Consider the following 13,736-nt stretch of genomic DNA (forward strand, 5'->3'; position numbering starts at 1 on the left):
TCTTACTGGCTGTATATTTATCCTCAGTTTCTTGCCGGTTGAGGATTCCTGATTTGCCAGCCATTACATCTTTAGCAAAGAGAATTAATTATGGAAGGTAATATTCTCTCGATATTGTTCGCAGATAATCTTAATACTGAAGCGTTGTAGCGTGTTTTGATCTATCGGTGGTGGATTATCGTAAATATCTTTCATTGTTCTGGCGAGCGAAGCGCTATCGAGGTCGCTCAGTCCCCGTGCTAACTCCCCAATCAGTATTTCAGCGGGCCCGCCCGGACAGCGGGTGCTGACAACCGGCGTATTCACTATCAATGCCTCAACCAGAACGTTACCAAAGCCCTCACTATCAGAACTGGACACTAATAACCGGGCCGATTTTATCCAGGGGAGTGGATTAGCCTGAAAGCCCTTCAAAATGACGCGATCGCTAATTCCGAGCTCTTTAGCGAGTGCTGTTATTTTAGCTGTTTGTTCGGCGTTACCCTGGCCCAGGAGTAACAATGGTGCCTTGATATGGCTTTGTGCATAAGCCTGAAGCAAACGGTCATGACGCTTAGCCTGATGGAAGCGGCCGACATGAATAATGTAGTCCTGTTCTGGAATGTCGCAGGGTTGTTCTGAACTCTGTCTGATAGCTTCGAGATCAAAAGGATTATAAATAGTACGTAATTTTGAGGGAGTCACGCCACAGACCTCTACGAGATCCTTGCCAACAGCGGCTGAAACGGTAATTACATTACGGTTCTGATAAACCTGTTTGATTTTTTGCTTTTTAAGCCAGCGATTGAATCCTGTCCGGTGCCCTAAATAAGAGGTCGAAAACACGCCATGCAGGCAGAACCAGAGTGGGCGTGACTTCAGCATTTTACTTCGTGCAACAATGCGATCTGTTTTATGAAGATTCGACAGTATCAGGTCAAATTTACCCGTTTTTTCAGCTTGTTCCAGTGCTTTATCCAATAAACGAGCACGACGTGAAAGCTCTGTAAGCTTCCGCCAGGGTGATTTATCTGTGTCTTTAATAACCTGGTAATGCAATCCGGTAGGGATCGGGTAGTCACAAACATCCCGCAATGAAAACAACGACACGTTATCTCCTTCCCGAATAAAATTCTCGGCAAGCGTTAATACCACTTTTTCAGCACCGCCGCCGGGAAGCCCATCGATAATAAATAAAACATTCATATTATGCATCCATTACTTTTTGATATAAATCAATTAGTTGAGATGATAGCCGTGCGGAAGTACAAGGCAATATTTTTTCTCGGGCGAGCAATCCCTGAGTTGATCCCAGCGCGCGCGCGGGGAGAGCCATAATCGCTTCTTGCAGTGAGACAATATCAAGAGCATCACAAAAATAACCATTTTTCCCCTGAGTAATAAACTCTGCGCCGCCGCAGCGAGTTGAGGTTATCACGGGTAAACCGCAAGACATGGCTTCAAGAATGACATTAGGAAAAGGATCATAAAGTGTGGGCAGGAGTAAGCCATCCGCCATCTGATAAAAGGGCAACGTCTCATGCTGCATGCCAAAGAAGTGCACCCGAGCTTCACAGCCTAGCGTTCTGGCAAGATTTTGATAACGAGAGGCTTCTTTATCTTTACCAATAACAATAAGGTGACGATCGGTTGGCGCTATTGCCTTAATAGCCTGTGCGAGCCCCTTACGTTCAAAACCTGAACCGACGAACACAAAGCAGGTTGCATTCAGCGGAATCTGCCATTGTTTGCGCAGAGCGATGAATTCCTGTTCAGAAGGGGGAATAAAGCGCTGTTGATCCACAGCATTGTAGATAACGGTGATTTTACTGGCAGGCACTGCGAAGGTATCAATGATTTCCTGTTTCACCATTTCAGCATTGCAGATAACACCTTTCAGAGCTGATGATGCATACATTTCACGTTCAGCATTCATCACGTAGCGATGATAGCGGCTCTTGAATAGATGCTTCCCTTGCCATGCCGGTAAGATGCGCTGGCGTTGCTCCAGCCAGCATTGATGGACGCCATCCCCGGCACGATAAATATCACATCCTGCAATACGTTCATGGCTCTGGACTAAATCAAACTGCTGTTTTTCCCATAATGCCCGGGCTGCATGGGCAAAACCCCGTTCGCGACTGATTCGGCCCCATTTAAAAGGATTACAGATATGGATATGCCACTCGGGTTTGGAAGCACCCTGCCATTCGCGGGTTATGACGTTCAGTTCGATATCATGTTCATCCAGGGCTTCGAGTGCGCGCGAAACAAAGCGTTCGGCACCGCCATCAGGGCGATATTTTTGCCTGATAAGCGCTAAGCGGTATTTTTTCATGGCAGTAACCTTTTTGCTGCGGCAATAACCTGGTCAACGGGGATCTGGTCAAGATAGCGTTCCTGAGTATTCGTATCGATATCATCAGGATCGGGTAACTGCCCATAATCGCCCGCCCATAACACTTCACCTTCTGCCTGCCAGGGCCGCCAGAAAACTAATTTTGATGGTCCGAATAAGGCAACTAACGGTGTTTTTAAGGCTGCAGCCATATGCATTGGCACGGAATCGACCCCGATAAACAGCTGAGCGTGATCGATGAGTGCTGCGAGTTGACGGAGCGTCAGTTTCCCGGCTAAAGAGGTAATGTGCGGCGAAGTACAGCCTGAAATGATTTTATCAATCATTTCAATTTCTCTGACATCTGGCCCGGAGGTAAAAATGATGTGTTTACCGGTTAGAGAGAGTTCATTGGCAACTTGGCTCATATTCTCTTCACGCCAGCATTTAAAAAACCAGCGAGAAGTGGGCTGGATAACAATATAATTCTGTTGTGCCACTTCAGGGAGTAAGCTCTGGCAGGTTTGCCAGTCCTCAGGGGTGTAGCTCATTGTGGCATTGATGTTATTGGCATTGATACCCAAAGGTACCAGAGCGGAAAGGTTTTTTTCAACGGTATGTTTTTCTGCGTGTCCATCTGTTGAGACCAGATGAGTATGGCACCACCGCCAGAGTGGATTCTGTCGTTTATGAAAGTCAAAACCAATACGCACTGACGCACCGGTCAGGGCGGTGATAATCGCACTACGCCACTGGTCGGCAAGATTAATGACAATGTCATAATTGCGTTGTCGTAGGGTGCGTAACAGGGCTGATTCATGACGTAACTGTTGGAGCTTTCCCAGTCTTTTCCAGTGACGATCAATACCGTGTATCTGTGCTATTTCAGGGTTTGCCCGCAGTATATCTCTGGTTTCTTCATAAAGCAGAACATCAATTTCTGATTGTGGTGAGTTTTGTTTTAATGCCGAAATTACTGGTGTTATCAGTAGCATATCGCCATGGTGACGTAGTTGGATCACCAGAATACGAGATGGTTTTAACTGTTTCAGAAATGATGTGCTTGAAGTCATAATTTATTTATCACTGGAGACTCATCCCCTGATTTTAGGTGATGAGATCGATTGAGAGAAGCTTTGTCTTGCTCTAAAATGACACGAGATATAAATACGGGGATATATTCTAGTGACGAAGCCTGCATTTTTGATAACGATCGATACCGAAGGTGACAATCTTTGGCAAAAGAACAGTAATCTTACAACTGAAAATGCACGTTATCTTCCCAGGTTTCAGGCGTTATGTGAGAAATATGGTTTTAAGCCCGTTTATCTGACCAATTATGAAATGGCGATTGACCCATTTTATGTCGAATTTGCCAGAGATGTTATTGCGCGTAATACCGCTGAGATTGGTATGCATCTGCATGCGTGGAATAGCCCGCCGCTAATAGCACTCACCAATGATGACTGGCGTTATAAGCCTTATCTTATTGAGTATTCTGATGATGTGATGAAACAGAAAATAAGTTTTATGACACAGTTATTGGAGGACACATTTCAGACCAAGATGATTAGCCATCGTGCTGGTCGCTGGGCGTTTGATGAGCGCTATGCCGCATTGCTGATTGAACATGGTTATCAGGTAGATTGCTCTGTGACCCCTAAAGTCGACTGGCGTGGAGCAAAAGGATCGCCCGATGGAAAAGGTGGGACAGATTATCGCGCTTTCCCAACCCAGGCTTATTTCATGGATATAGATAATATCAGCCAGCAGGGGAACTCTTCATTACTGCAAGTGCCTATGAGTATTCAATATAAGCACTCTGCCTTTATGAATACCATCAAAACAGGCTACGACAAATTAAGAGGAAAAACACGATCCCCTTCGGTGCATTGGTTACGACCAATGGGCGGAAATTTAGCAACGATGCAGCAAGTGGTTGAAAAAACGCTGGCTGATGGCAGCGATTATGTCGAGTATATGCTGCACTCATCAGAGTATATGCCAGGCGGTAGTCCAACATTTAAAACGGATGAAGATATCGAGCTGCTCTACCAGGACCTTGAAAAGCTATTTACTTGGTTACAACCGCAGGTTACAGGCATGACTTTAGCTGAATATAATAATATTAAAAGAGCGCATGTTTAGATGAAAGAATATAAAGTAAAATATATTGATTGGTTGTTATCAGTATACCATTTCTTTAAGCCAAATTTAAAGAAAGGCATGGTAATTGATAGCAGTATGGAATTTCAGAGGATAGCAATCTATTCTACGACTGCCCTCGGCGATTTCATGTTTAATACACCAGCAATTATTGCTCTTAAACAGCGTTATCCAAATGCAGAATTATTATTAGTTTCGAGCAAAAAAAATAGCCAATTAGTTGAAAATAGTCCATGGTTTAGTCGAGTCCTCTACTGGGATAATAAAATTCGTGATGCGTATCGACTCAGCAAAGAATTAAAGCAGTTTCGACCACAATTAACCGTTATTCTCCACTCGTATATGCCATATGATATATTGTGCGCGGTGCTTTCCGGAACTGAATATATTGTCAGAGATAATTATCGAACATCTGATAGAGTGCTTCCGTGGTTAAATCATTATCATCAATATTATAATGGGCATCTAATTCAGCGAAAGTTAGATCTTCTTACGCAACTCGGTTGCAGGAATGATGTTATTGATATGCAAGTTCCTGTAGATTTTGAGCGTGCTGTTGATGATGGTATTTTAAAAATTGGTTTTCAATTAGGGGCTTCAGAAATGAGTCGCTGCTGGCCCGTTGAGCGATTTGTTGAACTGACAGAACGGTTAGTTGCTGCATACCCTTCATGTCAGATAATCTTATTGGGTGGTGCCAGGGAAAGTGATCTGGAACAACAGTTTTTCGCCCTGTTGCCCTCACAGATTTGCCAGAATGTTGTTTCGACAGTAGGTAAAACGACACTCTTAAAACTACTGACTGTAATTGATAGCTTTAATGTGTTGGTGACGGGTGATACCGGGCCGCTACATCTGGCGGTAGCACTTAAAAAACCAACGGTAAGCTTATACTCCGAGGCGCAGCCCGAATATACGGGACCTTACCAGGATCAAGAATTACATCATATTTTAAAGGTCGAGCTTGATGAGAATAAGCACCCACGCCCATTAAGTTCAATCTCAGCAGACCAAGTTTTTCATATAGTTGCTCAGATCTTAGAACTATAGATATTCAATTTCTACGTAAAAACTAAAATGTCGTAGGTAGAGTATCAGTAAGTTTTTTTGATTTTTTTTCTAAAGTATTACTGTCTCATAGTTATCTGAATGATGAAAAAATATTATTAATCAGCATATTGGTTAATAATATTTTCGTCATCTATATAGCAACCAAACTGGATATTAAGTTCTTTTGATTGGCATATAGCAGAAACACTTTCCAGATACTGTCCTGAACAGCCTGTATTTTTTATAATAAATTAGCTACTTAACTCAAATTTAACATCAGTGGCAGCGGGTAAACATGCTGTGTTCTCCTGAGACTCAGCAGATATAGGCATATCCCCCAATCAGATAGTGGGTTTTGCTATTAAGTTGTACTATAAATCGCCCTGTATTTTTGGAATCACCCGTAAAATACATAATTTTTATAAAAAAAGCATGGTAATATAACTGATATGATTAGCCATTACTGGCAAGTAATGACGATGGTTAACTTCTTCCAGAGTGATTGGATAATGATGTAAATATTTCGTTGTTTTTGGTAGTGGCTGGTCACAAACATTCTCATTTTTTCTTGTTTGTGCATACTTGGGTTCTTACGGTTTAGTTTTTTAGTCAGATGAATATGTATAATGGTGAGTTGCTATGATTAAAAGAAAAGTAGTATCTTTTTTCAGCGATGGCTTAAAAAAAATAAGGTCTTTAAATAGACGTAGAAACTACTTCATCAAAGATGTTAAATCATTTTCCCGCATTTTTATTGCTAAAACCATTTGGGATTTAAAAGAAAAAAATCAACCTGATGAGATCGCGATTAAAAATATCCTCCTCTTGCGTAATGAGGGGGCTATCGGTGATGTAATCGTTGATAGTGCATTAGTCAAAGCACTACATGATGGTGGATATGCCGTTGATTTCTTACTGACAAAAAATAATAGTAAAGTAATGAAATACAATCCTTATATTCGCAATATATATGAGGCTGATGATGTCGACTCATCCTATTTTAATAAGAAATTCAATCATAACGTACCAAAAGAAGTAATTAAAAAGCTAGCTAAAAACCAATATGATCTTATTATTGACCCATCTCTTTTAGGTGTTCCTGTACATCGGATGAGACTATTTAATCAAATTAATCCTCGATTAGTATTTGGTTTTAACAAATGGAATAAACTGAATTTCTATAGCAAATCATTTGATTTTGACTGTGTTAATCAACATATAGTTAATTCATTAGTGAAACTTTCTGAGTATCTTGAACTACCTCCAGGTAAAGTATTGCCATACGATTTACATCTGCCTGCTGGAGTATTTGAAGATGTGAAAAAATTTAATGAGACGAATGGTCCTAATAAAAAAATATTGATTAATATATTTGCTGGGAATAATGATCGATGTATTTCTCAAAAACAATTAGAAACTATTATTCATAATCTATTAGCAAAGCATTCTGATATACATATTGTCTTGTTAGATCATCGTGAAGAAATTAAAATATCCTTACCAGAAAAAGTAGTAATAAATCCGTTTAAAACACTCTATCATGTGATGGCGCTGGTTCATGAAGCTGATTTAATCATTTCACCTGATACCTCAATTGTACATATCTCTGCGGCATGGAAAAAACCATTAGTTGCGATATATAAAAATATCATTTCGAATAATAAATTATGGTCCCCTGGTTATAATGAAGCCTGCCAAATTATTATTCCGTCCGGGAAAATCCATGAGAGTAATGAACTTCCTGAATTAATTATGAAAGAGATTGAACAGCGTAAATTCTTGTCTCATGTAGAGAAAGTTGCTGAATAAGACAGGTTATTTATCGGCTACCAATTTCCGTATTTTATATACAGTATGTTGTGTATAAATCTGACAAGATCTAAGAATCATGATTGTTGAATTTAACACCTGGTCAGAGAGCAGACAGCCGATAATCAATGATGTTTATCGGCTGTCTGAGTGACTATTTTGAACAGCTATTTATATTCAGGGTGCTATATATAACGGCAACAGGTAGCCAGAACAACATCCAGGATGTATCAGGGTTGGCGATAACGAACATACCTTGAGTTGCATAAAATAACAGGGCAAATATAAACAGGCAACATTCAAGCGCATAACCCTTTCTAAAAGCGGAAAATGCTATTTTCAGGCTATAACCAATCATCAGTAAAAATGTCACCATACCCACAATTCCGCCCTTTAATAGCACAGCGAGATAGATACTATGAGTGGTAGTAATATGTTGCTTAAGGCTATTGATGAAGTCCAGGTTTTTGCCAAATCCCCATCCTAAAATGGGTTTCTGTAAAAATAGCTCAAAAGCATTTTGCCATATTCCTAACCGAACAAAACCTGAATTATAACTTTGACTGATACGTGAAAATAAACTGCTGTTATAATACATGAAAATAACTATCAGACTGATTGCAAGCAGTATTGAAACTATAAATTTAAGATTGTATCGATTGGTTTTTTTGAATAATAATAGTAGCGGTAAACTTGCCAGGATAAGTGAGAATAATGGGTTGCGGCTTTGTGTTAGTAATAGTCCAATAAATAAAATCAGTGCCGGAAAATAAAGCCATTTCTTACCCGTGTCACGAATGACCATAAAAATCAATAGTATGCCTATAGCAAAGTAACCGCCAAGATCGATAACATTTGATGGGGCCCATAAAAAGCTTTTATTTAACCGTGATGTGAAAATATGATTTTTATCAGCGAAAATTATAGTTAACAGGCATAAGCATGTTATCGCGATAGCAATGATGCTATAAATGCGAACGCGATTTAAATATAGGCTTGCAGTCTTAAATATAATAATGAAAGCAATAATATATAAGCTATGAGTAAATTCATTTGAAATATCTATGGGTTCTTCATTCCAGATCCCACTTAAGGAATAATAGAACAGAAAAACAGATATAATAATTATTCCATTTTTATATAACTGATAATCTGTACTCTTTTTTATTTCTTCAAAAATATTATTGCGATAAATAATTAATGAAACAATAAAAAAAATCAAAGATGCATGAAATAAATTGTTAACTAGTTTTTGACCGCCGAAAATAGGCAGAGAAAAAAGAAATAGTGAAAACATAAAAACCATTAAAAATGGTACTGTTTTTTTATTAAAGATCATAAGTATTCAACTTTTTAAAAATAGATGAGTCTATTGCACTGTGTTTTGACAGATTGACCACGGATACATTTTTTTCTTTGAAAATACAACTGGCCAGACTGAAGGAAGGAATAATGAATGAATTTAATTTCTCTTCGAGAAACGAAGGAAGTTGATCATTGGAAGCCTCATAGAACCTGGGTTGATTAAAATTATTCATATCCAGACCAGCAATAATAACTCTCTGGAAACCTAAATAGTAAATAATTTGTAATGCCCAATAAGCAACAGTACCGGAGTCAAATATTCCAGTTCTGATATCTTTGTTAAAAGCAATGCATTCATTGTTTTTATCAAACATAACATCAGGTGATTTTTGGTATTGTTCTTTTATTTTATTCTCAGAGATCGCGGGTTGATATATTCTATAGCAAGCATCCTCTATCAGGCATATATTACATTTTATTTTATGGTGACCAAATTTATTAACGATTTTTAAAATACCATGAGCCGTTGTAAAGAAATAAAGATCTTCCCGAGAAATAATTTCTTTAATGATAGATTGACGCTGATCGATAAAAGTCATATCGATAACAACATAAAAGTTAAAATTGATACCTGCTTGTAAGGAAATTGCCCCGTTAACCCCCATCGCAGGAGTTTCTGTTAGCGTTGAAAAATCGGTTTCTTTAACTGATGGGCCGGAGGCTATGAGTAACAAATCCCCTTTAAACTTGCCTTGTAGTGCACTGATATCTGAGATGGGTATGGGTTTTCCATTGATACTCAGTTCAGAAATATGCCCCTGATGGGCCCTTTTTATCTTTACATAGGGCCATAAATTTTCGTTATGTCGGTATGCTCTTGGATGAGTATACCGATAGATTTGTTTTAAGAGGCTTTTCATCTATGAATTTCATCTTTTAGTGATTTTAGTACGTCTTCGGGAAGAATATCCGTCATTTTATCCCCTCTACGTAACGTAAACTGATTTTTCCCATAACCACCAATTAAACCCGGATCGGTGGGGCCATACAGGGTGATATTGGGTCTTGCCAGGGCTGCAGTGAGATGACTTAGCCCGGTATCAACCGACACGACAAATTTGGCACCTGCCAGAACTCCGGCAACCTCTTCAAGGCTCATGCGTGGTAAGACCTCAACAAAGCTATAGCCTTCAGCCAGTCTTCTGGCTCGGGCTTCTTCGTGTGGAGCACCCCATGGAAGCTTAATACTTAAACCACTATTTGCCATTAATCCCAGTAAATCCCGCCAGTGTGTTTCTGGCCAGTGTTTATCATCTCTGGTGGTGGCATGTAAGAATACGGCATAGTTTCCCGTATTATCATTCAGATGAGTCGGAAAATAGCGGGCAATATCATAATCACCAGGCTGACTCGGTTTGTTATAACCGAGACTTTGAGCAAATAATTCTCGGATTCGCTCAACTGCGTGTTGCTGGCATAGGACAGTATGACGGTGGTTATAAAAAAGGCTGGCTAAAGGTTCTCTGGCACTGTGCCAGTCGAAGCCATGTTTGCTCCCCAAGGCCTTACGGGTCACCAGGGCGGCACTTTTAACCAAACCTTGTGCGTCAATAATACAATCATAATTTTGGCGGCGTAACGCCTGATAAAACCGCTTACGATCGGCACGATTTTCAGCAGAAAACCAACTTTTTCGCCAGCGGCGGATGGCAACAGGTATCACTTGGTCGACCGCCGGGTGCCAGGAGGGGATCTGTGCAAATCCTTCTTCCACAACCCAGTCAAAACGGATCCCAGGTACGGCTTGCATCGCATCAGTCAGCGCGGGCAGTGAATGCAGAACGTCACCCATTGAAGAGGTTTTAACGATAAGTACCCGCATTAGTTATCCTTACCGGAAGTCAGTAAATCCGTTAGGGCAATCAGCACGCTATCCGGGGTAATATCAATCAGGCTCTGATGATAACCTTCTGCCGCATCACCTTTACGGACTTTATGGTAACCCTCAATTAAACGAATCACTTTGGCTTGATGTGAGAGTGGTGGGGTGAAATCAGGGCTGCTTGGACCATAAAGAGCGACCAATGGACGGCCCAGTGCGGCGGCAATATGCATCAAACCTGAATCATTGGTGACGACACCCTGACAGGCTGAAAGCAGGATAACCGCTTGTTCAAGCTGTGTATCGCCGGCAAGGTTACGACACCAGTCTTGTTGTGAGGGCGTTAGTGTCGCCAGAATATCGTTTCCGGCGTCTTTATCTTTAGCGGAGCCAAAGAGTACGACCTGATACCCGCTATCAATAAGCTTTCCGGCAAGAGTGGCATAGTGATAATGCGGCCAGCGTTTCGCCGGGCCAAACTCTGCACCCGGACAAAAACCGATAATCGGCCTTGTTCTGTCAAGTGAGAACGCGCTACACAGACGAGCCTGCTCATCTTCAGTCACACTAAGTTTTGGCCATAACAGCGGCTGTGGCAGATCTTTAGCTGATGCTATTAATGACTTGTCATAGGCCAGGGCGACATAACGCTGCACCATCAAAGGGAAGGCGGGTTTGTCCAAAACACGAATATCATTTAACAAGCCATAACGCATTTCTCCGCGCCAGCCGACTCGCTGCTTGATACCCGCAAAAAAAGGTACCAGGGCAGATTTAAACGAATTAGGCAGAATATAAGCCCGGTCATAGCCTTTATTTCGCAGGCTATGGCCTAACCGCCGGCGTTCGCTAAGCTCCAGTGCACCATGCCCGAGCGGCATGGCAATAGCTTCATTCACTTCAGGCATCCGTGCTAACAGAGGACGGCACCATGCAGGTGCCATCACATCGATTATTGCCTGGGGATATCGCGCCTTGAGCGTACGATAAAGACTTTGTGACATCATCATGTCACCCACCCATGACGGGCCAATCACCAGAATTTTCATGCGTTATTTAGCCTGCTTACACACCAGGGTTTAGCCATTTCATATATTCCGCAACGCCTTCGGCTACGGTTTTGAATGGCTTATCGTAGCCAGCAGCACGCAGATTCGTCAGGTCAGCTTGGGTAAATGCCTGGTAGCGTCCTTTGAGTTTATCCGGGAAAGGTATGTATTCAATGCTGCCTTGTTTGTGGAAAGCTAGTGCTGCATCGGCTACCGCCTGGAATGATTCTGCGCGGCCTGTTCCACAGTTATAAATACCGGATACACCGTTTTCCCAGAACCACAGATTAACCGCAGCAACATCACCCACGTAAACAAAATCACGTTTGAAACTGTCACTGCCTTCGAATAATTTCGGGTTCTCGCCATTGTTTAATTGATTATTTAAATGGAAAGCGACGCTGGCCATACTTCCTTTATGCCCTTCACGCGGTCCGTAGACATTGAAATAGCGAAAACCAGTAATCTGAGAGTTAGCTTCAGGCAGAATTTGACGAACATATTCGTCGAACAGGAATTTAGAGTAGCCGTAAACGTTTAGCGGCTGCTCATACTGACGAGACTCGATAAAATCCTGGTTACGGCCACCATAGGTTGCCGCAGAGGAGGCGTACAAAAATGGAATTTCACGATCAAGACAATAATGAAGCAGCTCTTTAGAGTACTGATAGTTATTATCCATCATGTACTTACCATCCCACTCAGTGGTTGAAGAGCAGGCTCCTTCATGGAATACGGCTTCAACATCACCAAACGACTCATCCGCTAGCAATTGGATAAGAAAATCTTCTTTATCCATATAGTCTGCGATATCGAGGTCAGCAAGGTTAACGAATTTGGTTCCGTCTTTCAGGTTATCAACAACCAGAATGTCTCTGTAACCTTTCTCGTTAAGAGATTTAATAATGTTGCTGCCGATCATGCCAGCGCCGCCAGTCACAATAATCATATGCTTAACCTTTAAAAGATGAGAGCCGTAAGACCGTATGTCTCAGGCGTGAATTACCCTGATTATAACATTACAATGAGATCCCGCATAATGACGGGAGTTATTAGAAATGGTTAATAATGCGTAAATAAGTGATTTTTTGAATTAAAAAACCGCCATTTAATTCATTTGTAGTATTAAATTTCAGTGTGGTGAGTGCAGAGAAACAGACCGCTTTGATACCCGGTAACTGAGTCTGTCTCTGTATTATCTGCGGCGCATCCTGGAGCTAAATCAGTGTTTCTCTGTTACTTGATGCTCTGTCGTCGCTGGCCACTGCTGTATCAGATAGTTTATCGCACGATCTTTAACACCACCGAAAGTCTCTATCAGCACATTAAAGTAAGTCGTAACGTAGACTGGCTCTATCGGCTGCTTAGGTTTACAAAGCTGTACACCACGGAACGGATTACGCGGAGGCGTTTTTACGGGCTTAGTCTGCGGTGTTGTTGGCCTGACTGGCGTAGAGGTATCGGTATAAGTTTCGTTCAGTAAGCTACTCGGACGGACCAGGGTAATATCTGAAGGTAAATCAGAGACCATTTGCTTAAGAACGCGAACAGTGGACGGATGGGGGTGGCCGATGGCAATAGCAGAGCCTGTCTTGCGCGCTACTTGTATCGCCCGGTTGAACTGAGTACGAATATCAGCCTCTTTCTGGCTATCATCAAGAAAGACCTTACGTTTAATCACCTTAACCCGGGTGCCGTTAGCCGCGCGCATTGCCTGGCTATTACCGATGGTCATGCTATCAAGGAAAAAGAGATTATATTGCTCCAGCGCCTGCATCACTTTCTGCATACCAAACAGATTTGAGGTCATGGCGCTGCCCATATGGTTATTCAGGCCAACAGCATGGGGAACTTTATTGACCGCATCACGAATAATACGCTCTATCTCACTGCTGCTCATTTCTGGGCGCAGCGTGTCTTTTTCCAGTGGCTGCTTGCTCAATGGTGCCATCGGGAGATGAATTAACACCTCATGCCCCAGATTATGAGCCTTGACGGCCATTTCGTGAGCATGAGGTGCATTAGGAAGTACGGCAACAGAGATATTGGGAGATAAAGCCAGGATCTGATTTTCCTGAGACGGACGATAGCCAAAGTCGTCAATGACAATCGCCAGTTTGCCGGCAAATGCTGAGCCAGTCAGCATTAACCCGCAGCT

At 41.7% G+C, this 13,736-nt stretch carries 12 protein-coding genes; 3 read left to right on the top strand and 9 right to left on the bottom strand.

Annotation, left to right across the window (positions count from 1 at the left end):
* Window positions 1-84 precede the first annotated feature (84 nt).
* From M2387_RS23520 to rfaQ, 3 genes are read right to left on the bottom strand one after another with little or no spacing between them, the layout of a single operon-like run.
* Window positions 85-1,185, bottom strand: a complete 1,101-nt coding sequence (locus tag M2387_RS23520) for a glycosyltransferase (protein WP_259053024.1) — start codon at window positions 1,183-1,185, stop codon at window positions 85-87.
* Between the two features lies 1 nt (window position 1,186).
* Window positions 1,187-2,317 carry a glycosyltransferase family 4 protein gene (locus M2387_RS23525; protein ID WP_259053025.1) on the bottom strand — a complete coding sequence of 377 codons (1,131 nt, stop codon included), beginning with the start codon at window positions 2,315-2,317 and terminating at the stop codon, window positions 1,187-1,189.
* Complete coding sequence (rfaQ, locus tag M2387_RS23530) at window positions 2,314-3,390, bottom strand: putative lipopolysaccharide heptosyltransferase III (protein WP_259053026.1); 1,077 nt, start codon at window positions 3,388-3,390, stop codon at window positions 2,314-2,316. The genes M2387_RS23525 and rfaQ overlap by 4 nt, the downstream gene beginning before the upstream one ends.
* A gap of 112 nt (window positions 3,391-3,502) precedes the next feature.
* Here rfaQ and M2387_RS23535 point away from each other — a divergent pair, with 112 nt between their 5' ends.
* The 3 genes from M2387_RS23535 (at window position 3,503) to M2387_RS23545 (ending at window position 7,342) form a co-directional block, all read left to right on the top strand.
* Window positions 3,503-4,465 (top strand): polysaccharide deacetylase family protein, encoded by a 963-nt coding sequence (locus M2387_RS23535; RefSeq protein WP_259053027.1) that lies wholly within the window; start codon window positions 3,503-3,505, stop codon window positions 4,463-4,465.
* Window positions 4,466-5,533: a glycosyltransferase family 9 protein gene (locus M2387_RS23540; protein WP_259053029.1), complete on the top strand. Its 1,068-nt coding sequence runs from the start codon at window positions 4,466-4,468 to the stop codon at window positions 5,531-5,533.
* A 639-nt stretch (window positions 5,534-6,172) separates the two neighbouring features.
* Window positions 6,173-7,342, top strand: coding sequence for a glycosyltransferase family 9 protein (locus tag M2387_RS23545; protein WP_259053030.1), 1,170 nt, complete (start codon window positions 6,173-6,175; stop codon window positions 7,340-7,342).
* Between the two features lie 154 nt (window positions 7,343-7,496).
* On the opposite strand, the gene M2387_RS23550 is transcribed toward M2387_RS23545, so the two are convergent.
* From M2387_RS23550 to M2387_RS23575, 6 genes are all read right to left on the bottom strand, one after another.
* Window positions 7,497-8,681 (bottom strand): O-antigen ligase family protein, encoded by a 1,185-nt coding sequence (locus M2387_RS23550; RefSeq protein WP_259053031.1) that lies wholly within the window; start codon window positions 8,679-8,681, stop codon window positions 7,497-7,499.
* Window positions 8,671-9,567, bottom strand: coding sequence for a sugar glycosyltransferase (locus M2387_RS23555; protein ID WP_259053032.1), 897 nt, complete (start codon window positions 9,565-9,567; stop codon window positions 8,671-8,673). Before M2387_RS23555 ends, M2387_RS23550 begins: the two co-directional genes overlap by 11 nt.
* Window positions 9,564-10,529, bottom strand: coding sequence for a lipopolysaccharide heptosyltransferase RfaC (gene rfaC, locus M2387_RS23560; RefSeq protein ID WP_259053033.1), 966 nt, complete (start codon window positions 10,527-10,529; stop codon window positions 9,564-9,566). The genes M2387_RS23555 and rfaC overlap by 4 nt, the downstream gene beginning before the upstream one ends.
* Complete coding sequence (gene rfaF / locus M2387_RS23565; RefSeq protein WP_259053034.1) at window positions 10,529-11,578, bottom strand: ADP-heptose--LPS heptosyltransferase RfaF; 1,050 nt, start codon at window positions 11,576-11,578, stop codon at window positions 10,529-10,531. The genes rfaC and rfaF overlap by 1 nt, the downstream gene beginning before the upstream one ends.
* A 16-nt stretch (window positions 11,579-11,594) precedes the next feature.
* Entirely contained in the window at window positions 11,595-12,527 is a 933-nt protein-coding gene (rfaD, locus tag M2387_RS23570) for an ADP-glyceromanno-heptose 6-epimerase (RefSeq protein ID WP_259053035.1), read from the bottom strand.
* Between the two features lie 273 nt (window positions 12,528-12,800).
* Window positions 12,801-13,724 (bottom strand): divergent polysaccharide deacetylase family protein, encoded by a 924-nt coding sequence (locus tag M2387_RS23575; RefSeq protein WP_259053099.1) that lies wholly within the window; start codon window positions 13,722-13,724, stop codon window positions 12,801-12,803.
* Window positions 13,725-13,736 lie beyond the last annotated feature (12 nt).

The organism is Klebsiella sp. BIGb0407 (assembly GCF_024807845.1).
GTDB lineage: Bacteria > Pseudomonadota > Gammaproteobacteria > Enterobacterales > Enterobacteriaceae > JGM124.